The following is a 19,160-nucleotide window of genomic DNA, read 5'->3' as shown; positions in this document are numbered from 1 at the left end:
AGTTCTACGAGGTGGTCGGCGATAGTCGGCCCATTGGCGAAGACGACTGGGAAGTTCTGTCTCCAGACGGACCTAAATCGCGGCAATTCCTGTTCTATTTTCGCGATGACACCATCGAAGTCATTGCTGAAGACTGGTCGCTAACCCGACAATTGCCAAGCGCCGACTAGTCTGTTCGTTCAGGGTGACTTACTCCCACGCGAGCTTCCAGTGTGGCCAACGCTGTTTTAATTGCCGAGCGGTCGCCATTGCTCAGTTTCTCCAGCAAGTCCCGCTCGAACGCCTTCGCCAGCGGCACCATTTCGCGATAGGCCGCAAGCCCCGCCTTGGTCAGCGTCAGATGCTCGACGCGGCGGTCGTTTTCATCGGGAGTGCGCGTCAGCCAGCGCCGCCTTTCGAGTTCGGCAACGGCGCGTGACACCTTGGTCTTGTGCATGGCCGATTGCTCGCCGAGGGCTGTCGCCGTCATCGTGCCGTGCTGGCCAAGCCCGGAAAGAGTGCGCCATTCCGGGCGGGTCAAGCCATGGCTGTCTTTGTAAATCCCTGCGAATTCCCGGCTGACGGCGTCGGCCAGGCGATAGAGCCGGTAGGGCAGGAAGTTTTCCAGATCGAGGATTTCCATGGTCGCACATCCCGGCAGCAGCCTTGGCATTGATAGTTACATTTTCGATGGTTACAAATGAAACCAGTTTGGTCAATTCCGGGAGGAAGCGATGGCCTTTTCCTACATGCCGGGCTTCGGCAACGACTTCGAAACCGAAACGCTGCCCGGCTCGCTGCCGCAGGGGCGGAACTCGCCGCAGCGGCCGGCCTACGGCCTCTATGCCGAGCAGCTTTCCGGTTCGCCCTTCACCGCGCCGCGCGGCACAAATGAGCGCTCCTGGCTCTATCGGATCCGCCCGAGCGTGAAGCACACCGGCCGCTTCAAACCGGCGAACTATCCATTGTGGAAGAGCGCCCCCAATGTCGGCGACCACGAGTTGGCGCTCGGTCAGTACCGCTGGAACCCGGTGCCGATGCCGAAGGAGCCGACGAATTTCATCGCCGGCATGCGCAGCATCACCACCGCCGGCGACGTGCTTGGGCAAACCGGCATGGCGGCCCACGTTTATGTCGCCAACCGCTCGATGGTTGACGACCATTTTTTCAACGCCGATGGCGAGTTGCTCATCGTGCCGCAGGTCGGCGCCTTGCGCTTCGTCACCGAGATGGGCGTCATCGAGCTTCGGCCCGGCGAGATCGCCGTGCTGCCCCGTGGGCTTGTCTTCAAGGTCGAACTGGTCGATGCCGAAGTGCGCGGCTATGTCTGCGAGAACTATGGCGCCAAGCTGACCTTGCCGGACCGCGGCCCGATCGGCGCCAATTGCCTGGCCAATCCGCGCGATTTCAAGACGCCTTGCGCCTGGTACGAGGACAAGGAGACACCGTGCCGGCTGACGGTGAAATGGTGCGGCAACTTCCATGTGACCGAGATCGGCCACTCGCCGCTGGACGTCGTTGCCTGGCACGGCAACTACGCACCCTACAAATATGATCTGGCGACGTTTTCGCCTGTCGGCGCCATCCTGTTCGACCATCCCGATCCGTCGATCTTCACCGTGCTGACGGCCCCGAGCGGCGAGGAAGGCACCGCCAATATCGACTTCGTCATCTTCCCGCCGCGCTGGCTGGTGGCCGAAAATACGTTCCGGCCGCCCTGGTATCACCGCAACATCATGAGCGAGTTCATGGGACTGATCCACGGCCAGTACGATGCCAAGGAGGAGGGCTTCGTTCCCGGCGGCATCAGTCTGCACAATCTGATGCTGGCCCATGGGCCTGACTCGACAGGTTTCGAAAAAGCCTTCCGCGCGGACTTGAAACCGGTCAAGCTCGACAACACCATGGCCTTCATGTTCGAGACCCGTTTTCCGCAGATGCTGACCCGCTACGGCGCCGAACTCGAAACCCGGCAGGACAACTACATCGACTGCTGGGCCGACCTGAAGAAGCGCTTCAACGGCACACCCGAGGGCGACTGGTCTTGAGCAGCGAGTCCATGCGGGACCGGCTGGTGCTTTTGGGCTCGAAGGGCGGCCCGGCGCTGCGGCCGGGTGGCCCATGGCCAAGCTCGTCGCTGCTGCAGATCGGCGGTCGCAGCATTGTCGTCGACTGCGGACTTGGCGTGACGCGCGCTCTGGTCGACGCCGGCATCGGGCTGAAGGCGCTCGACCTGATCTTCGTCACGCATCTGCATTCCGACCATGTGCTGGAACTCGGGCCACTGATCCACACCGCCTGGACGGCGGGTCTGGCCACGCCCGTCGGCGTGTTCGGTCCGCCCGGCACCGGCCATTACTGGCGGCGCTTTTGCCAGGCGATGGATTTCGACATCGAGATTCGCATCGTCGACGAGGGCCGGCCGGATATTCGCGAACTGGTTTCGATCAACGAATTCACCGAAGGCTTGATTGTCGAGCAACGCGGCCTCAAGGTTTCCGCTCTACGCGTCGACCATCCGCCGGTGACCGACTGCTTTGCGCTGCGCTTCGAACATGACCGGAAAAGCGTAGTGTTCTCCGCCGATACGGCGTTCTTTCCACCACTCGCCGATTTTGCCAAAGGCGCCGACATCCTCGTCCACGAAGCCATGCTGGAGGAAGGCATCGAGCGGCTGGTGGCCAAAACCGGCAATGGCGCGGGGCTGCGGGAACATCTGCTTGCCAGCCACAGCTTTGCCGAGGAAGCCGGGCGCATCGCAAGCGATGCCGGCGTGAAGAGGCTGGTGCTCAACCACCTCATTCCGGCCGACGATCCCGGGATCGTCGAGGCCGACTGGATCGCCGCTGTCAGGAAAACATGGGGCGGCGACTTGACGATCGCTCGCGACGGCCTTGTTGTGGAGTTAAGCAGCGAGAAAGCTGCACAAGGAGAGGAACCCGCATGAAGCTTGCCACACTGAAGGACGGGACGCGCGACGGAAAACTCGTCGTCGTCTCGCGCGACCTGACACGCTTCACCGACGCCTCGTTCCTGGTGCGCACCCTGCAGGCAGCGCTCGACGACTGGCGCCGTATCGCCCCGCATCTCGCGACAATAGCGGAATCGCTGGAAAACAATGCGATGCCGTCGGAGCGCTTCCATGAGCATGATGCGCACTCACCGCTGCCGCGCGCCTATCAATGGGCCGATGGCTCGGCCTATGTGAACCATGTCGAACTGGTGCGGAAAGCGCGCGGCGTCGAGATGCCGGCGAGCTTCTGGACCGACCCGCTGATCTACCAGGGCGGCTCGGATTCCTTCATCGCGCCGCGCGACCCGATCCGCATGGCTGACGAGGCCTTCGGTATCGACATGGAAGGGGAAGTCGCCGTTATCGTCGACGATGTGCCCATGGGTGCCAGCCTCGATGAGGCGCGCGCCGCGATCCGGCTGGTCATGCTGGTCAACGACGTGACGCTGCGCGCACTCACCGGACCGGAACTCGCCAAGGGTTTCGGGTTCTTTCAATCCAAACCCTCCTCGGCGTTTTCGCCTGTCGCGGTGACGCCGGACGAGTTGGGCGACGCCTGGGATGGCGGCAAGGTCAGTCTACCGCTGCTCGCCGATCTCAACGGCAAGCCGTTCGGCCGCGCCAATGCGGGCGTCGACATGACCTTCGATTTCCCGGCGCTGATCGTCCACGCCGCCAGGACAAGGCCGCTGGCCGCCGGTACGATCATCGGCTCCGGCACCGTGTCCAACAAGCTCGACGGCGGGCCGGGCAAGCCTGTCTCGGCTGGCGGTGCCGGCTATTCCTGCATCGCCGAACTGCGCATGATCGAGACCATTGTATCAGGCGCGCCCAAAACGCCGTTCCTGCGCTTCGGCGACACGGTGCGCATCGAGATGAAGGACAGGACGGGTCATTCGATCTTCGGCGCCATCGAGCAGAGGGTCGAGAAATACGAGAGGTGAGGGAATGACGGGGGAAGCATTCTATCTGCTGGCCGGCGTCTGGGCGCTTGCCATATTGGCTGTGTTCATCCTGGCGATCCGGCTGAGCTACCGCATCGAGGCGCGCTCGCCGGACCTGACGAACCGCAGCGGCTTTCCGCGCAAGGCGATGATGTTCCACACCATCACCAACATGAAAGTCGCGCGGGACGAGGAAACACAAGGCTTGCGGCGGCGCATGAACAGGCTGTTGCTGATCGTTCTCGCCGGATTTGCGGTTATGTGGGCGGGTCTGTATCTGGTTCGGTCGGCCGGATGACCCTGTTGGACCACCTGCGCCGCATGGCCGGCAACAATCTCTGGTCGAACGATCGGCTGTACCGTGCTGTTTTGCAGCTCAAGCCCGGCGAATTCGCAGCCGAACGCACCAGTTTCTTCCCGTCGATCGAGGCAACCCTCAACCACATCCTTGCCGTCGATCTTCTCTATCTCGATTTTCTCGAAGAGGGCGGGGTCGGTGCCGCCGCCCATGACGATTTCGTGCCGATCGACGAGCCGCAGGCGTTGTTTGCCGCCCAGGTCGCCGCGGACCGTCGCCTGATCGCTTTTTGCGACCGGCTCTCGGCGGCCGATCTCGATCGTCAGGTCTTCACCGACCGGCGCGCGGACGGCATGATCCCCGAACGCATCGGCGACATCCTCGCGCATGTCTTCCTGCATGACATCCACCATCGCGGCCAGGTGCACGCGATGCTCTCCGGCACGTCGGTCGCGCCGCCGCAGCTCGATGAATTCCTGCTCGACTACGATGTGAATCTGAGGAAAGAAGAGGTCGAGCGGCTGGGCCTCAAGATCTGATTTGGCGCATGACCCGAAACCAGGGGCATGCACAGTCCGCTCGACCTGAAGCCTACTCCGCCGCTTGAACCTTGATCACGCCGCGCTTGATCTGGTCCTGCTCGATCGATTCGAACAGGGCGCGGAAATTGCCCTCGCCAAACCCGTCGTCGCCTTTTCGCTGGATGAACTCGAAGAAGATCGGCCCGATCACGGTTTTCGAAAAGATCTGCAGCAGGATCTTGGTCATGCCGCCGTCGACCACGCCTTCGCCGTCGATCAGGATGCCGTGCTTCTTCATCCGCTCGATCGGCTCGTCATGCCCATTCACGCGGTCATAAGACATGTCGTAATAGGTTTCCGGCGGGCCGGGCATGAACTTCAGCCCGTTTTCGGCTAGCCTGTCGGTGGCGGCGTAGATCTCGTCAGTGCCCACCGCAATGTGCTGGATGCCTTCGCCATTGTACTTCTTCAGATACTCGGCGATCTGGCTGGTCTCGTCCTTGGACTCGTTGAGCGGGATGCGGATCTTGCCGCAGGGCGAGGTGATGGCGCGGCTGACCAGGCCGGTGATCTTGCCGTCGATGTCGAAGAAATGGATCTGCTTGAAGCCGAACAAATTGCGGTAGAAATCCCACCATTTGTCCATCTGGCCGCGATAGACATTGTGGGTGAGGTGGTCGAGAAAATAGAAGCCGACGCCTTGCGGCCGCGAATCGCGAGCGCCGAGCCACTCGAACTCGGCATCGTAGGCCGAGCCCTTCTTGCCATAGGTCTCGATGAAATAGAGCAGCGAGCCGCCAATGCCGACGATGGCCGGCACGTCGAGCGCCTTGTCAGTGCCTTCGTAAGGCGTGGCGCCCTTGGCAACGGCGTGGTCGAAAGCGTGCTTGGCATCGACCACCCGCCAGGCCATCGATGCAGCACAAGGGCCGTGCTTGTCGGCGAACTTCATCGCATGTGAGCCCGGCTCGGCATTGACGACATAGTTGATGTCGCCCTGGCGCCAGATGGTGATGTCTTTCGTGCGGTGCTTGGCCACCGCGACATAGCCCATGCGGGTGAACAGTTCGGCGAGCTTTTCCGGCTCCGGATGCGCGAACTCGACAAACTCGAACCCATCCGTGCCGGCGGGGTTGTCCTTGCTGATCTTGGCGGGCGGGGCGTCGTGCGGGAAGGGGCCCATGATAATCCTCTGGATGTGGCTTGGCCTGAAACGGCCACCTGAGGCCATCATAGCGCGGAGCCGGCGCATGGTGCTTGCATTCAAACGCTTGAAATGATCAGTTCATGCGCAAAGCGTGCACGAAAGGGTAGAAATCCATGGATGAGACGCGCATTGATCAGTTTGACCGCAAGATAATGGCGCTGCTGCAGGGGGATGCGGGGCTGACCAACAACGATTTGTCGGAGCGGGTGAACCTGTCGGCGTCACAATGCTCGCGCCGCCGCCAGCGGCTGGAGGAGGACGGCTACATCAAGGGCTATCACGCCGTGCTCGACCGCGACAAACTCGGCTTTTCCCTGGTCAACGTCATCTCGGTGACGTTAGCCACCCACAATCGCGACAATGCAAGGCGCTTCGGCGAACTGGTGGCGCGGCTGCCCGAGGTGCAGGAGGCGCACGCGCTGACCGGCGAGATGGACTATATCCTGAAAGTGGTGACGCCCGACCTGAAGTCGCTATCGGAATTCGTCAACAGCGTACTGCTGCCGCACGAATCCGTGCAGCATGTGAAGACGGCGATCGTGCTTGAGACGCTGAAGGAAACCGGCGCGCTGCCCATTTGAACTCTTCGGTGGGGGGCCTGCGCTAGAATGGAATTGGTGAACCATGTCCAACTTTCAGCTTGCCGGCATAATCCTCTTTCTGGTCGGGCTAGTGCCGTTCACAATCGGCGGCCTGATCTTCCTACGCTACGATTACCCGAATTGGAACGCGTCGCTTTTGCGCGATACAAGTTGGTCATGGCGGGATCGTAAGATAGGTTTTGAGGGCATCCTGGCCCATCCGAAGTCCCGCTGGTGGTGCGGGATTGGCTTTTCATTCGGTATCTCGGGTTTTGTCTTGCTGGTGGTGAGCACGATCCCACTTGGCACGCTCGTGCCTTTCATCGCTCTTCTAGCGCTGCTTTTTGGCATCCGAAGCTTCGTTGCCAAAGGGCGCCGATAGACTCACGTTGATCAGTCCGATCTAACCCTTCGACTGCTGGATCAGCCCGTAGAGGTTGGTGCAGCGCGCGCCGGAGCGGCAATAGGCGAACACCGGGCCTTGGAGCTCGTCGAGCGCCTCGGCTTGATCCTCGACATTCTCGGCCGTGATCTGGCCGCTGATGACGGGGATGTAACGGAAGGCCATGCCAGCGGCCTCGACCGCGGCTTTGAGTTTGTCGGCCGAAGGCTGGCCGGGCTGCTCGTCATCGGGCCGGTTGCAGATGACGCTCTTGAAGCCGGCTTCCTTGATGGCGGCGACATCTTCGGGCTGGATCTGGCCCGAGACCGAATAGTCTTCGCTGATTTCGCGGTATTCCATGGCAGTATCCTCGCAATCTGATTTGGCGAGAAGTCTTGCCACTCTCCGGCGGAACCGGCAACACCCATCAGGTAGAATCCGGCCGAGCTTGTCTCAGCCCGGCCGGATGGAATGACGGGCCGCGTCAGCTGCCGAGGATGGCGCCTTTGATCTGGCGGATGTTGTTGTGCATCATGTCGATATAGGTCGAGGCCGGGCCGTCGGGCTGCGACAGCGCATCCGAATAGAGCGTGCCGCCCACCTTGATACCGGTCTCGCTGGCGATCTGCTCGATCAGGCGCGGGTTGGTGATGTTCTCGACGAAAATCGCCGCCGCCTTGTCCTGCTTCACCTGGTCGACCAGCTTGGCGACATCGGCGGCGGACGGTTCGGAGTCGGTCGAGATGCCTTGCGGGGCGAGGAAGGTCAGGCCGTATGCGTGCTCGAAATAGCCGAAGGCGTCATGCGATGTGATGACGACGCGCTTCGCTTCGGGGATCGACTGGATCGCGGCCTTCACTTCGCCTTCGACGGCGTCGAGCTTCTTGGTGTAGGCGGCGGCATTTGTCTGGTAGCTGACGCAGCCGTCGGAGTCGGCGGCGCAGAATGCGTCGGCGATGTTCTTCACGTAGATCTTGGCATTGGCGATCGACTGGAATGCGTGCGGATCGGTGACCGTCTTGCCGCCGCCGGTGCCGGCACCTTCGCCGGCGTCGGCGTCGGCGAATTCAGGCTTGAAATCGATCGGTGTCACGCCCTTGGTCAAGGTGACGATCGACGCCTTGGTGGCGCTGGCATCGACCAGCCGCTGCAGAAAACCCTCGAAATGCAGGCCATTGACCAGCACGATGTCGGCGTTGGCCATCGCCACCGCGTCAGCCGGGCTCGGCTCGTAGACGTGGGCATCGCCGTCCGGTCCGACGATCGTGGTGACATCGATGCGCTCGCCACCGACATTTTTGGCAAAATCGGCAATGACGGTGAAGCTGGCCACCACTTTCAGCGGTGCCGCGAAAGTCGGCGAGACGCCAATGGCGGTTAATGTTATAACGCTCATCGCGAGGGCGGCACGGATCGATTTCAGCATGGACGGGTCTCCTTCTTGGGGCGGGGGATCAGGCCGTTCTGTGACGGTGATGGACAATGCGGGCGCGCAGGATGCCGCGCGTGCCGAACAGGATCGAGGCGAAATAGACCACGCCGGCCGATAGGATGATGGCCGGGCCGGACGGCAGCGACGCGTGATAGGACAAAAGCAGTCCGGCGATGCAGGAGGCAAAGCCGATCAGCACCGCCAGCACGCACATCGGCTCGACGCGCACGGTCCAGAAACGGGCGGCTGCCGCCGGCAGCATCATCAGTCCGACCGATAGAAGCGTGCCGAGCGCCTGGAAGCCGCCGACGAGATTGAGCACGACGAGGCCGAGGAAGATGAAATGCACCGGACTGCCGAGCCGGCTGACCGAGCGCAGGAACAGCGGATCGAGGCATTCGGCGACCAGCGCCCGCCAGAAGATGGCGAGGCTGACCAGCGTCACGGCAACAATGCCGCCGATCAGCGTTAGCGCTTCGTTATTGAGCGCCAGCACGGTGCCGAACAACACATGCATGAGATCGACGCTGGAGCCGCGGATCGACACCATCAGCACGCCGATGGCGAGCGAAATCAGATAGAAGGCCGCCATCGAGGCATCTTCGCGCTGGATGGTGAAGCGCGAGACGGCGCCGGCGCCGAGCGCCACGATGACGCCGGCGATCAGGCCGCCAATGGTCATCGGCAGGATTTCCAGGCCATAGAGCAGGAAGCCGGCGGCGGCGCCCGGCAGGATGGCGTGCGCCATGGCGTCGCCGGACAGGCTCATGCGCCGCAGCATCAGGAACACGCCGACCGGGCAGGCGCCGAGCGACAGCATCAGCGAACCGATCAGCGCCCGCTGCATGAAGCCGAAATCGGCGAAGGGCGCGATGAAGAGACCGTAAAGCGTGTCCATCAGGCAGCCCTCGGTCCGCCATCGTGGTGGTGCTCATGATCATGAGCGTGGCCATGATGGTCGTGATCGTGACCATGAGCGTGCCCGTCTGGCTCGCACCAGGGCGCATTCTCTTCCCAGGCTTCGTGGAAGCGGCGGGCGCGCAACAGATTCTCCGGCTTCAGCGTCTCCCTGGTCTCGCCCCAGGCAATCGGCTGGCGGGCAAGCAGCAGCGTTTCGGGGAAATTCTGGCGCACCAGATCCAGATCGTGAACGACGACCAGGATGGTGCGTTCCTCCCCATGCCAACGCTTGATCAGTGCGATCAGGTCGCCGACCGTCTTGGCGTCGACGGCGTTGAACGGCTCGTCGAGCAGGATGAGGTCGGCGTCTTGCAGCAAGACCCGCGCAAACAGCGTGCGCTGCAACTGGCCGCCTGACAACGTGTCGATCGGCCGCTTTTCGAAGCCGCCGAGACCGACGGCCATCAGCGCCTGGCTGACGGAATCGCGATCTTCCCTGGTATGGCGGCCGAGCAGGCCGCGCCGTGGCCACAGGCCGAGCGAGACCAGGTCAACCACCCGCGCCGGGAAGGAGCGGTCGAGTTCCGATTGCTGCGGCAGATAGGCGGCACGCACGCCGGGCGCGCGGATGACCTCGCCGGCCATCGGCTTTAGGACGCCGACAATGCCTTTCATCAGCGTCGATTTGCCGGAGCCGTTGGCGCCGACCACGGCAGTCAGCGAGCCTTTGCGAATCGTACCGTCAAGATGATGGATCGCCGGGTGGCTGCCGTAGCCAAGCGTCAGGTCGCGAAAGGTCAGGCAGGTATTTGTCATTCTGCGATCCGTGGGGCAGCGGAATCCGGCTGCTGGCAGCCGCCGATTGGGTATGTGATGTTATTACATTAGTCAACAAGCCAATCGGGCGGAATTACGACTGCCGGGTCAACTTGCCGTGTGTGGACATCAGACGCCCTTGGCCCAAGGGGATTTGACCGGGCGACCTTGCCCGAAGCCGGCCGCAACTCTAAAGAAGCGCGACCACAAAGGAAGGAACCTCCCATGAGCATTCGTCGCATCGATGTTGGCCCGCGCATGAGCCAGATCGTCATCAACGGCAATACCGTCTATCTGGCCGGCCAGGTTGGTCAGCCGGGCGGCAATGTCGCGTCGCAGACCAGGGATGTCCTGGCGACCATCGACGAACTGCTGGCCAAGGCCGGTACGGACAAGACCAAGATCCTGCAGGCGATCATCTGGCTGGCCGACATGAGCACCTTTGCCGAGATGAATGCCGAATGGGACAAGTGGGTGCCGCAAGGCAACACTCCGGCCCGCGCCACCGGCGAAGCAAAACTCGCTGGACCGGAATACCTGGTCGAGATCATTATTACCGCAGCGGTTTGAGGCGCAGCGCTTCACCTTCTCCCCTTGTGGGAGAAGGTGTGGTGCTACCCCTGCGACGGCCTGAATCGCGCCACCAGCGTGTGGTTGTCGGCGGCGTAGGTGAAGCGCACATGGGTGACCGGGTGTTCGGCGCTCCATGTCCGCCGCTCGACCACCAGGCAGGGCGCGCCGGCCGCGATGTCGAGTGCTGCCGCGACGTGCTTGTCGGCGCCGACCGCACGGATGCGGTGCTCGGCTTCGCTCCACGGCACGCGGCCGATCAGCCACGGGCTGGGTGCGATGGCCAGGAATTCCTCGTCGGCCGCCTCGGGCACTGCGGTCAGGTTGATTAGCCGCTGCTCGTGCGCGAACGGCCGCTTGCCGGCGAAATGCCGGCATTCCAGAGCCAGCACCGGGCCGGCGGCACCGAGCTCCAGCAAAGCGCGATCGTCGGCGTCGCTGCGTCTTTTGTGGCGCGCCACGCGCTCGTAGCGATAAAGCAGGCCGAGTGCTTCGACCTCGACCCGGATGTCATGGATCTCCAGCACCGCCGCTTGCGACTGCGGTTGGCGGACGAAGCTGCCGGAGCGGCGCCGGCGCTCGATCAGTCCCGCCTTGGCAAGCTGCGACAGCGCCTTGTTCACCGTCATGCGCGAGCAATTGTATTGCGCGCTCAGTTCGTGCTCGAACGGGATGCGGTGGCCGGGCGCCCAGGCGCCGGACAGGATCTTTTCGCTGATGTCGGACAGGATGCGCTGGTGCAGCGAGGAGCCGCCTTCCGCATCCGCTGTCTCGATCATGCTCATGCCGAAAGTGCCCTCATCACGCTGCGAAACCGCTCGGCGATGGCCTCTCGCCTTGCGTGCCGGCCGCCGCTGACCTGTTTGTTGCCATGCACCCAGACGCAGTCGACCTTGCTGCCATTGGCGAAGATCCAGGCATCGAGGATCGCGTCACCGGTCTTGCCGGCCAGCGAGGGGTGATTGCCGTCGAGCGAGACGAGATCGGCGGATGCGCCCGTGGCGATTTGTGAGGCGCCGGCCCCGAGGGCGGCACTGCCGCCATCGAGCGCGGCATCGAAAAGCGCGCGTCCGGTCGAGCCGCCGGCCACCGCCAGCACATTGCGGGCGCGGTGCGCAAGGCGCTGCGAATATTCGAGCTGCCGCAATTCGTCGGGCAGGCCGATCAGCACATTGGAATCGGAGCCGACGCCGAAGCGGCCGCCATGCTCCCCGAATAGCGGCGCTGCAAAAGTGCCGTCGCCAAGATTGGCCTCGGTGATCGGACAAAGGCCGGCGATCGCGCCGCTTTTCGCCATCCCGACCGTTTCCGCATCGGTCATGTGCGTGGCGTGGATGAGGCACCAGCGTTGGTCCACTTTCGCATTGGCCAGCAGGAATTCGACCGGTCGCGCGCCCGACCAGGCAAGGCAATCCTCGACTTCCTTCACCTGCTCGGCGACGTGGATATGGATCGGCCCATCCGGCGCCATGGCGGCCACTTCGGACAATTCCTCAGCTGTCGCGGCGCGCAGACTGTGCGGAGCGACGCCGACAACAGCTTGATTCAAAGTGCGAACGCATTCCCGGCTTTTCTCAACAAGCCTGGAGAAGCGATTCACATCGTTGATGAAACGCCGTTGGCCTTCGTTTGGCGCAGCGCCTCCAAAAGACGAGTGCGCATAGAACACCGGAAGCAGCGTCAGGCCGATGCCGGTTTCGCCGGCCGCCGCTGCGATGCGCTCGGCCATTTCGCTAGGGTTGGCATAGGGTTTTCCGTCGCGGTCGTGATGCAGATAGTGAAATTCGCCGACGCGTGAAAAGCCGGCCTCCAGCATCTCGACATAGAGCTGCGCGGCAACCGCCTCGACCTGGTCGGGTGTCATCGACAGGGCGAAGCGGTACATCACCTCGCGCCAGCTCCAGAAACTGTCGGCGGAGGGCCCGCGAAGCTCGGCTAATCCCGCCATGCCACGCTGGAAGGCATGGCTGTGCAAATTGGGCATGCCGGGCAGCAGGATCGTGTTGCGATCGTCGCCGGCCACGGCCATGGCTCCCGGTTCGACAGTGGTTATGCGCCCATTGGTGAAGGTGATCCGCACATTGCTGTTCCAGCCATTGGGAAGGAGCGCCTGTTCCGCGAAGATGTCAGTCACTTTTCTCTCCGGTTCCCTGTCTCATATGCGATGATGGCACTTGCAGTGCGTTTCAATATGTATATACATAATCGCCACCGATTGAAACGGAAAAGATGATGGCTGCAGAGAGCAAAAGCCGGGCAGGGGGTCTTCGCTTGTGGCGCAATGCGCGTCTGGCGACCATGGCCGAGGCGGCCGCCGGACTTGGTGTCGTCGAACACGGCGCGGTCGCCGTGCGTGACGGCCGCATTGTCTACGCCGGCCCTGAATCGGGCATGCCCGCAACGCTTGCCCAAGGTGCTGAGACGATCGATTGCGAGCAGCGCTGGATCACGCCCGGCCTGATCGACTGCCATACCCATCTGGTCCATGCCGGCAACCGGGCCAATGAATTCGAGATGCGGCTTGCCGGCGCCACCTATGAAGAGGTCGCCAGGGCCGGTGGTGGCATTGTCTCTTCGGTCAAATCCTCGCGGGCCGCCGGCGAAGACGATCTAGTCGCGCAATCGCTGCCGCGCCTCGATGCACTGATCGCCGAGGGCGTGACCACTGTAGAAATAAAGTCGGGCTACGGGCTCGACCTGGAAAACGAAAAGAAGTCGCTGCGCGCCGCACGGCGGCTGGGCGGTGAGCGGCCGGTGACGATCCGCACGACTTTCCTCGGCGCCCATGCGCTGCCACCGGAAGCCAAAGGCGACAAGGACGCCTTTATCGAGCTGGTCGCAAGAGAAATTCTCCCGGCGGTTGCCGCCGAGGGGCTGGCCGATGCCGTCGACGGGTTTTGCGAAGGCATTGCCTTTTCTCCGGAGCAGATGGCGCTCGTGTTCGATGCCGCCAAGGCGGCAGGCTTGCCGGTCAAGCTCCACGCAGACCAGCTCTCCAACCTGCATGGTGCCGAACTTGCCGCCCGCTATGGTGCGCTGTCGGCCGATCATCTCGAATACACCGACGAGGCAGGCGCCGCGGCAATGGCGAAGGCGGGAACCGTGGCGACGATCCTGCCCGGTGCCTACTATTTCATTCGCGAAACCAAGAAGCCGCCGGTCGGCCTGTTCCGCCAGCACGGCGTCAGGATGGCGGTCGCCACCGACAACAATCCCGGCACCTCGCCGCTGACCTCGCTGTTGCTGACCATGAACATGGCGGCGACCCTGTTCGGCCTGACGGTCGACGAATGCCTGGCCGGCGTTACCCGCGAGGCCGCCCGTGCGCTCGGCCTACTGGGAGAGACCGGCACGCTCGAAGCCGGCAAATCCGCCGATCTGGCGATCTGGAACATCGAGCGCCCCGCTGAACTCGTCTACCGCATGGGCTTCAACCCGCTGCATGCCCGCATCTGGAGAGGACAATGACCGAACTGACCCTGAAGCCCGGCAATGCGACGCTGGCCGACTGGCGCGCCATCTACCGTGGCGCCGTGCCCAAGCTTGACGATGCCTGCAAGCCAAAAATCAAGGCGAGCGCCGAGGCCGTCGCCAGGATCGTCGCCAAGGGCGACCCGGTCTATGGCATCAACACCGGCTTCGGCAAACTGGCCAGCGTCCGCATCCCCGCCGCGGACCTCGAGACCTTGCAGCGCAACATCGTGCTGTCGCATGCCGCCGGCGTTGGCGAGCCGATGCCGGCCGCTGTTTGCAGGCTGATGATGGCGCTGAAGCTGGCCAGCCTGGCGCAGGGCGCCTCCGGCGTGCGGCCGCAGACCATCGAGTTGCTTGAAGCGATGCTCGCCAACGACGTCATCCCGGTGGTGCCGGCGCAAGGCTCCGTCGGCGCTTCCGGCGACCTTGCCCCGCTGTCGCACATGACCGCGGTGATGATCGGCGTCGGCGAATGCTTTACCCCGCATGGCCGTTTCCCGGCCAAGGTCGCCTTTGTCTCGCACGGGCTGGAGCCGGTGACATTGGGCGCCAAGGAAGGCCTGGCACTGCTCAATGGCACGCAATTCTCGACGGCCTATGCGCTGGCCGCTTTGTTCGAGGCCGAAGTGCTCTACCAGTCGGCGCTGGTCGCCGGCGCCTTGTCGACCGACGCAGCAAAAGGCTCCGACGCGCCCTTCGATCCGCGCATCCATCAACTGAGAAAGCATCGCGGCCAGATCGAGACGGCGGATGCGCTGCGCAATCTGATGGCCGGCAGTGCCATCCGTGAATCGCATCGCGTTGGCGACGAGCGCGTGCAGGATCCCTATTGCCTGCGCTGCCAGCCGCAGGTGATGGGTGCAGCACTCACCGTCCTGCGCCAAGCGGCGGATACGCTCGGCACCGAGGCCAATGGCGTCACCGACAATCCGCTGATTTTCGCCGAGGACGATACCGCCCTTTCCGGCGGCAATTTCCATGCTGAGCCGGTGGCCTTCGCTGCCGACATGATCGCGCTCGCCGTCTGTGAGATCGGCTCGCTGTCGGAACGCCGCATCGCCATGCTGGTCGATCCCGCGCTGTCCGGCATGCCGGCCTTCCTGACGCCGAAGCCCGGCTTGAATTCCGGTTTCATGATCCCGCAGGTGACGGCGGCGGCCCTCGTTTCGGAGAACAAGCAGAAAGCCTATCCGGCCAGCGTCGATTCCATCCCGACATCGGCCAACCAGGAAGACCACGTTTCGATGGCGGCGCACGGCGCGCGCCGGCTGATCGGCATGGTCGAGAATGCGACAGCGGTGATCGGCATCGAACTGCTGGCCGCGGCGCAAGGTTGCGATTTCCATGCGCCGCTGGCATCGAGCGATGCCCTGGAGGCGGTGCGCAAGCTGGTCCGGGCCGAGGTGCCGCATCTCGACAATGACCGCCACTTCCATCCTGATATGGAAAAAGCCATCGCCATGGTGCGCAGTGGTGCGACCGTCAAGGCAGCCGGCGCGGTAACACTGCCTTCGATCTCGGGAGCCTGAACATGACCGACTGGCTGACAGTGACCGAAGGCACGGCACCTCTAGTGGTGTCGATCCCGCATACCGGCATCGATCTAGCCGGCATCGACAACCGGCTGGTCTCGCCCTGGCTCGGCCGCCGCGACTGCGACTGGTGGATCGACCAGCTCTACGATTTCGCCGCTGGCCTTGGCGCGACAGTCGTGCATACGTCGATCTCGCGCACCGTCATCGACGTCAACCGCGATCCCTCCGGCGCCTCGCTCTATCCCGGGCAGACGACGACGACGCTTTGCCCGACAGAGACTTTCGACGGCGATCCGCTTTACCTGCCCGGCGAGGAACCGACGCCGGCGGAAATCAGCCAGCGCTATCAGTCATATTTCGCACCCTACCATGAAATGCTCGGGTTTCAGGCGACCAGGTTGCGCGGTCTGCATCAGAAGGTCGTCATCTATGATTGCCACTCGATCCGCTCGGTTCTGCCGCGCCTGTTTTATGGCACGCTGCCGGTGTTCAATCTCGGCACCAATGACGGCCAGACCGCCGATCCGGTGCTGCAGGGCCTGGTCGGCCAGATCATGGCCGAAAGCGGCGACAGCTACGTCATCAACGGCCGTTTCAAGGGTGGCTGGATCACCCGCTACTTCGGCAATCCGCAAGGCGGCTTCCATGCCCTGCAGATGGAACTTGCCGATCGCGGCTACTTGCATGAGCCCGAGGGCAGGGGTGAACCGGACAATTGGCCGGTGCCCTATGATGCCGCGTTCGCCGCACCCATGGCCGCGAAGCTGAAGAAGATTCTCGAGACCGCGATCACCTGGGCGCAGAGCTGACATCGAAACATCGGGAGGATGTCATGAACCGCCATGCCAGGATCGGCTTTCTCGCCATTCTGTTCGCAGCGACGCCGGTTTTCGGCGCGTCCGCCGATGAGGTGACGATGAAGGGCGCCAATATCCTCGCCACCTTGAAAGGCGCGCATGTCGAAGGGCCAGACTGGACACAGAGCTTCGACGATGGCGGCGCCACCATCTACACAAAAGGCGGCACCCAGTCTCCCGGGCGTTGGGATGTTCGTGGCGACCAGTACTGCTCGCTATGGCCGCCTTCGGATGTCTGGGCCTGCTACGCCATGACCATCGATACTTCCGACCCTGCCCATGAGCAGGTCACCTGGATCAGTGCAGACGGCCACCGCAATGCCGCGCACCTCATTCGAAAGGGACAATGATGAACAATCCTCGCCACAACATCCGCGAAGTCCGCAGCCCGCGCGGCACGGAAATCAGCGCCCGCTCCTGGTTGACGGAGGCGCCGCTGCGCATGCTGATGAACAATCTCGACCCGGACGTCGCCGAAAACCCCAACGAGCTGGTTGTCTATGGCGGCATCGGCCGGGCGGCGCGCACCTGGAACGACTTTGACCGCATCGTCGCCTCGTTGAGGACGTTGGCCGATGACGAGACCTTGCTTGTGCAGTCGGGCAAGCCGGTCGGCGTCTTCCGCACCCATCCCGACGCGCCGCGCGTGCTGATCGCCAACTCCAACCTGGTGCCGCACTGGGCGACATGGGAAAAGTTCAACGAGCTCGATAAGAAGGGTCTGATGATGTACGGCCAGATGACGGCCGGTTCGTGGATCTACATCGGCACGCAAGGCATCGTGCAGGGCACCTACGAGACCTTCGTCGAGGCCGGCCGCCAGCACTATGGCGGCAATCTCAAGGGCAAGTGGATCCTGACGGGAGGTCTCGGCGGCATGGGCGGCGCCCAGCCGCTCGCCGCCGTCATGGCCGGCGCCTGCTGCCTGGCCATCGAATGCAACCCGGATTCGATCGATTTCCGCCTGCGCACCCGCTATGTCGACGAGAAGGCCGAGACGCTCGACGAGGCGATGGCGATGATCGAGAGCTGGACCAAGGCAGGCGAGGCGAAGTCGGTAGGCCTGCTCGGCAATACGGCCGAGATCGTTCCAGAAATGTTCAGGCGCGGCATTCGCCCTGATATGGTCACCGACCAGACCTCGGCCCACGACCCCATCAACGGCTATCTGCCCAAGGGCTGGACGATGGCTGAGTGGCGTGAGAAGCGCGTAAGCGACCCGAAGGCAGTTGAAAAAGCCGCCCGCGCCTCGATGCGCGAACATGTCGAGGCGATGGTGGCGTTCTGGAACGCCGGCGTGCCGACGCTCGACTACGGCAACAACATCCGCCAGGTGGCCAAGGAGGAGGGGTTCGAGAACGCCTTTGCCTTCCCCGGCTTCGTGCCGGCCTATATCCGACCGCTGTTTTGCCGCGGCATCGGCCCGTTCCGCTGGGCCGCCCTGTCGGGCGATCCCGAGGATATCTACAAGACCGACGCCAAGGTACGCGAACTGACGCCCGGCAACACCCATCTGCACAACTGGCTCGACATGGCGCGGGAGCGCATCGCCTTCCAGGGCCTGCCGGCGCGCATCTGCTGGGTCGGTCTTGGCGACCGGCACAGGCTCGGCCTCGCCTTCAACGAGATGGTGGCCAAGGGCGAGCTCAAGGCGCCTGTCGTCATCGGCCGCGATCACCTCGATTCCGGTTCGGTCGCCTCGCCGAACCGCGAGACGGAATCGATGAAGGACGGCTCGGATGCGGTGTCCGACTGGCCGCTGCTCAACGCGCTGCTCAACACCGCATCGGGCGCCACCTGGGTGTCGCTGCACCATGGCGGCGGTGTCGGCATGGGCTTCTCACAGCACGCCGGCATGGTCATCGTCGCCGACGGCACGCGTGATGCGGCCAGGCGCCTCGAGCGGGTGTTGTGGAACGACCCGGCGACCGGCGTCATGCGCCACGCCGATGCCGGCTACGAGATCGCCGTCAAATGCGCCAAGGAGCACCAACTCAACCTGCCCGGCATTCTTGGGTGATGGACTGACAGATGCGCGTCCTGCGGGCATCCGAATCCAAGTCCATGCCTTGGAAGAACGGCGGCGGGGTGACGACCGAGGTCGCCGTCTCGCCTGCCGACGCCGGGCTAAATGACTTCGACTGGCGCGTCTCGATGGCGCGCGTCGAAGGCAGCGGTCCGTTCTCGCAGTTTGCCGGTATCGATCGAACGCTTGCCGTGCTCGAAGGCGAGGGAATCGTGCTCGATATTGCTGGCCGCCCGCCGATATCAGTCACCAGGGCGAGCGACCCGCTTTCCTTCCCGGCTGACGTGGCGACCGCAGCCGCGCTGATCGGCGGCCCGATCACCGACCTCAACGTCATGACCCGCCGCGGCCGGACGACGCATTCGGTCGAACGCCTCATGGTTTCGAACCCTGTGGAAATCAGGACGGGGACCGGGACGATCCTGGTCCTGTGTTTGAACGGCAAAGCCACCGTGCCCGGCACCGAGCCGGTTCACCTCGGGCCGCTCGACGCGCTGCTGCTCGGCCCGGACACCGCCAGCCTCTTGGTCCAGCCCGTTCAGGAGACGACGCTGTTCGTGATCCGGATCGGCGGCATCTCCGGCAACGATTAACGCTTGTTTCCAAACATGATCGCAGTGCCGGC

General features: G+C 63.4%; 22 protein-coding genes. 14 read left to right on the top strand and 8 right to left on the bottom strand.

Translation table 11 applies throughout. From position 1 onward, the window contains the following. Positions 1-166: 166 nt before the first annotated feature. Complete coding sequence (locus AC1DZU_RS16800; protein WP_477286452.1) at positions 167-622, bottom strand: MarR family winged helix-turn-helix transcriptional regulator; 456 nt, start codon at positions 620-622, stop codon at positions 167-169. 91 nt (positions 623-713) lie between these two features. Here AC1DZU_RS16800 and hmgA point away from each other — a divergent pair, with 91 nt between their 5' ends. Genes hmgA through AC1DZU_RS16775 form a run of 5 tightly spaced genes read left to right on the top strand, consistent with a single transcriptional unit; the run spans position 714 to position 4,773 of the window. Continuing rightward, the gene (hmgA, locus tag AC1DZU_RS16795; protein WP_477286450.1) at positions 714-2,027 is read left to right on the top strand and encodes a homogentisate 1,2-dioxygenase; all 1,314 of its coding nucleotides are present in this window, start codon (positions 714-716) and stop codon (positions 2,025-2,027) included. Between the two features lie 11 nt (positions 2,028-2,038). Then, a complete protein-coding gene (locus AC1DZU_RS16790) occupies positions 2,039-2,926 on the top strand; it encodes an MBL fold metallo-hydrolase (RefSeq protein WP_477286502.1) in 888 nt (295 codons plus the stop codon). Further along, a complete protein-coding gene (locus tag AC1DZU_RS16785; RefSeq protein ID WP_477286448.1) occupies positions 2,923-3,936 on the top strand; it encodes a fumarylacetoacetate hydrolase family protein in 1,014 nt (337 codons plus the stop codon). The genes AC1DZU_RS16790 and AC1DZU_RS16785 overlap by 4 nt, the downstream gene beginning before the upstream one ends. Before the next feature lie 4 nt (positions 3,937-3,940). Next, complete coding sequence (locus AC1DZU_RS16780; RefSeq protein ID WP_477286446.1) at positions 3,941-4,234, top strand: hypothetical protein; 294 nt, start codon at positions 3,941-3,943, stop codon at positions 4,232-4,234. After that, complete coding sequence (locus AC1DZU_RS16775; protein ID WP_477286444.1) at positions 4,231-4,773, top strand: DinB family protein; 543 nt, start codon at positions 4,231-4,233, stop codon at positions 4,771-4,773. The genes AC1DZU_RS16780 and AC1DZU_RS16775 overlap by 4 nt, the downstream gene beginning before the upstream one ends. 52 nt (positions 4,774-4,825) lie before the next feature. Here the strand turns inward: AC1DZU_RS16775 and hppD are convergent, their stop codons facing one another. After that, positions 4,826-5,938 carry a 4-hydroxyphenylpyruvate dioxygenase gene (gene hppD / locus AC1DZU_RS16770; protein ID WP_477286442.1) on the bottom strand — a complete coding sequence of 371 codons (1,113 nt, stop codon included), beginning with the start codon at positions 5,936-5,938 and terminating at the stop codon, positions 4,826-4,828. 137 nt (positions 5,939-6,075) lie between these two features. Between hppD and AC1DZU_RS16765 the strand changes: the two genes are divergently transcribed. Both AC1DZU_RS16765 and AC1DZU_RS16760 read left to right on the top strand, forming a co-directional pair. Then, positions 6,076-6,543, top strand: a complete 468-nt coding sequence (locus AC1DZU_RS16765) for an Lrp/AsnC family transcriptional regulator (RefSeq protein WP_477286440.1) — start codon at positions 6,076-6,078, stop codon at positions 6,541-6,543. A 43-nt stretch (positions 6,544-6,586) separates the two neighbouring features. Beyond that, positions 6,587-6,925, top strand: a complete 339-nt coding sequence (locus AC1DZU_RS16760; RefSeq protein ID WP_477286438.1) for a hypothetical protein — start codon at positions 6,587-6,589, stop codon at positions 6,923-6,925. 21 nt (positions 6,926-6,946) lie between these two features. On the opposite strand, the gene AC1DZU_RS16755 is transcribed toward AC1DZU_RS16760, so the two are convergent. From AC1DZU_RS16755 to aztA, 4 genes are all read right to left on the bottom strand, one after another. After that, complete coding sequence (locus AC1DZU_RS16755) at positions 6,947-7,285, bottom strand: protein tyrosine phosphatase family protein (protein ID WP_477286436.1); 339 nt, start codon at positions 7,283-7,285, stop codon at positions 6,947-6,949. 124 nt (positions 7,286-7,409) lie between these two features. Then, on the bottom strand, positions 7,410-8,351 hold the full coding sequence (gene aztC, locus AC1DZU_RS16750) for a zinc ABC transporter substrate-binding protein AztC (protein ID WP_477286434.1): 942 nt from the start codon (positions 8,349-8,351) through the stop codon (positions 7,410-7,412). Positions 8,352-8,379: 28 nt separating this feature from the next. After that, positions 8,380-9,255: a zinc ABC transporter permease AztB gene (gene aztB / locus AC1DZU_RS16745; RefSeq protein ID WP_095085859.1), complete on the bottom strand. Its 876-nt coding sequence runs from the start codon at positions 9,253-9,255 to the stop codon at positions 8,380-8,382. Next, positions 9,255-10,073 (bottom strand): zinc ABC transporter ATP-binding protein AztA, encoded by an 819-nt coding sequence (gene aztA / locus AC1DZU_RS16740; RefSeq protein ID WP_477286431.1) that lies wholly within the window; start codon positions 10,071-10,073, stop codon positions 9,255-9,257. Before aztA ends, aztB begins: the two co-directional genes overlap by 1 nt. A gap of 225 nt (positions 10,074-10,298) precedes the next feature. Between aztA and AC1DZU_RS16735 the strand changes: the two genes are divergently transcribed. Beyond that, the gene (locus tag AC1DZU_RS16735) at positions 10,299-10,643 is read left to right on the top strand and encodes a RidA family protein (RefSeq protein ID WP_477286429.1); all 345 of its coding nucleotides are present in this window, start codon (positions 10,299-10,301) and stop codon (positions 10,641-10,643) included. 44 nt (positions 10,644-10,687) lie between these two features. Here AC1DZU_RS16735 and hutC read toward each other — a convergent pair whose 3' ends face one another. Further along, positions 10,688-11,428 carry a histidine utilization repressor gene (hutC, locus tag AC1DZU_RS16730; RefSeq protein ID WP_477286427.1) on the bottom strand — a complete coding sequence of 247 codons (741 nt, stop codon included), beginning with the start codon at positions 11,426-11,428 and terminating at the stop codon, positions 10,688-10,690. Further along, positions 11,425-12,777 carry a formimidoylglutamate deiminase gene (locus AC1DZU_RS16725; protein ID WP_477286425.1) on the bottom strand — a complete coding sequence of 451 codons (1,353 nt, stop codon included), beginning with the start codon at positions 12,775-12,777 and terminating at the stop codon, positions 11,425-11,427. Before AC1DZU_RS16725 ends, hutC begins: the two co-directional genes overlap by 4 nt. A gap of 98 nt (positions 12,778-12,875) precedes the next feature. Between AC1DZU_RS16725 and hutI the strand changes: the two genes are divergently transcribed. The 6 genes from hutI to AC1DZU_RS16695 are packed head-to-tail and all read left to right on the top strand — an operon-like array spanning position 12,876 to position 19,128. Continuing rightward, positions 12,876-14,111, top strand: a complete 1,236-nt coding sequence (gene hutI, locus AC1DZU_RS16720) for an imidazolonepropionase (protein ID WP_477286423.1) — start codon at positions 12,876-12,878, stop codon at positions 14,109-14,111. After that, positions 14,108-15,646 (top strand): histidine ammonia-lyase, encoded by a 1,539-nt coding sequence (hutH, locus tag AC1DZU_RS16715; RefSeq protein WP_477286421.1) that lies wholly within the window; start codon positions 14,108-14,110, stop codon positions 15,644-15,646. The genes hutI and hutH overlap by 4 nt, the downstream gene beginning before the upstream one ends. Positions 15,647-15,648: 2 nt before the next feature. After that, positions 15,649-16,461 (top strand): N-formylglutamate deformylase, encoded by an 813-nt coding sequence (hutG, locus tag AC1DZU_RS16710; RefSeq protein ID WP_477286419.1) that lies wholly within the window; start codon positions 15,649-15,651, stop codon positions 16,459-16,461. 23 nt (positions 16,462-16,484) lie between these two features. After that, complete coding sequence (locus AC1DZU_RS16705) at positions 16,485-16,859, top strand: hypothetical protein (protein WP_477286417.1); 375 nt, start codon at positions 16,485-16,487, stop codon at positions 16,857-16,859. Beyond that, positions 16,856-18,529: a urocanate hydratase gene (gene hutU / locus AC1DZU_RS16700; protein ID WP_477286415.1), complete on the top strand. Its 1,674-nt coding sequence runs from the start codon at positions 16,856-16,858 to the stop codon at positions 18,527-18,529. Before AC1DZU_RS16705 ends, hutU begins: the two co-directional genes overlap by 4 nt. 11 nt (positions 18,530-18,540) lie before the next feature. After that, positions 18,541-19,128 carry a HutD/Ves family protein gene (locus tag AC1DZU_RS16695; RefSeq protein ID WP_477286413.1) on the top strand — a complete coding sequence of 196 codons (588 nt, stop codon included), beginning with the start codon at positions 18,541-18,543 and terminating at the stop codon, positions 19,126-19,128. The last annotated feature ends 32 nt before the right edge of the window (positions 19,129-19,160 follow it).

It is taken from the genome of Mesorhizobium sp. P2_A12, from assembly GCF_056405075.1.
This window is presented reverse-complemented; position numbering and strand designations above follow the sequence as displayed.

Excerpts from the sequence above, each read along its gene's own strand:
- hutI (WP_477286423.1), top strand. The coding sequence starts at position 12,876 with ATGGCTGCAGAGAGCAAAAGCCGGGCAGGGGGTCTTCGCTTGTGGCGC.
- AC1DZU_RS16705 (WP_477286417.1), top strand. The coding sequence starts at position 16,485 with ATGAACCGCCATGCCAGGATCGGCTTTCTCGCCATTCTGTTCGCAGCG.
- hutC (WP_477286427.1), bottom strand. The coding sequence starts at position 11,428 with ATGAGCATGATCGAGACAGCGGATGCGGAAGGCGGCTCCTCGCTGCAC.
- hmgA (WP_477286450.1), top strand. The coding sequence starts at position 714 with ATGGCCTTTTCCTACATGCCGGGCTTCGGCAACGACTTCGAAACCGAA.
- AC1DZU_RS16775 (WP_477286444.1), top strand. The coding sequence starts at position 4,231 with ATGACCCTGTTGGACCACCTGCGCCGCATGGCCGGCAACAATCTCTGG.
- AC1DZU_RS16790 (WP_477286502.1), top strand. The coding sequence starts at position 2,039 with ATGCGGGACCGGCTGGTGCTTTTGGGCTCGAAGGGCGGCCCGGCGCTG.
- AC1DZU_RS16780 (WP_477286446.1), top strand. The coding sequence starts at position 3,941 with ATGACGGGGGAAGCATTCTATCTGCTGGCCGGCGTCTGGGCGCTTGCC.
- AC1DZU_RS16785 (WP_477286448.1), top strand. The coding sequence starts at position 2,923 with ATGAAGCTTGCCACACTGAAGGACGGGACGCGCGACGGAAAACTCGTC.
- AC1DZU_RS16800 (WP_477286452.1), bottom strand. The coding sequence starts at position 622 with ATGGAAATCCTCGATCTGGAAAACTTCCTGCCCTACCGGCTCTATCGC.
- aztA (WP_477286431.1), bottom strand. The coding sequence starts at position 10,073 with ATGACAAATACCTGCCTGACCTTTCGCGACCTGACGCTTGGCTACGGC.
- AC1DZU_RS16765 (WP_477286440.1), top strand. The coding sequence starts at position 6,076 with ATGGATGAGACGCGCATTGATCAGTTTGACCGCAAGATAATGGCGCTG.
- hppD (WP_477286442.1), bottom strand. The coding sequence starts at position 5,938 with ATGGGCCCCTTCCCGCACGACGCCCCGCCCGCCAAGATCAGCAAGGAC.
- hutG (WP_477286419.1), top strand. The coding sequence starts at position 15,649 with ATGACCGACTGGCTGACAGTGACCGAAGGCACGGCACCTCTAGTGGTG.
- aztB (WP_095085859.1), bottom strand. The coding sequence starts at position 9,255 with ATGGACACGCTTTACGGTCTCTTCATCGCGCCCTTCGCCGATTTCGGC.
- hutH (WP_477286421.1), top strand. The coding sequence starts at position 14,108 with ATGACCGAACTGACCCTGAAGCCCGGCAATGCGACGCTGGCCGACTGG.
- hutU (WP_477286415.1), top strand. The coding sequence starts at position 16,856 with ATGATGAACAATCCTCGCCACAACATCCGCGAAGTCCGCAGCCCGCGC.
- AC1DZU_RS16735 (WP_477286429.1), top strand. The coding sequence starts at position 10,299 with ATGAGCATTCGTCGCATCGATGTTGGCCCGCGCATGAGCCAGATCGTC.
- AC1DZU_RS16760 (WP_477286438.1), top strand. The coding sequence starts at position 6,587 with ATGTCCAACTTTCAGCTTGCCGGCATAATCCTCTTTCTGGTCGGGCTA.
- aztC (WP_477286434.1), bottom strand. The coding sequence starts at position 8,351 with ATGCTGAAATCGATCCGTGCCGCCCTCGCGATGAGCGTTATAACATTA.
- AC1DZU_RS16695 (WP_477286413.1), top strand. The coding sequence starts at position 18,541 with ATGCGCGTCCTGCGGGCATCCGAATCCAAGTCCATGCCTTGGAAGAAC.
- AC1DZU_RS16755 (WP_477286436.1), bottom strand. The coding sequence starts at position 7,285 with ATGGAATACCGCGAAATCAGCGAAGACTATTCGGTCTCGGGCCAGATC.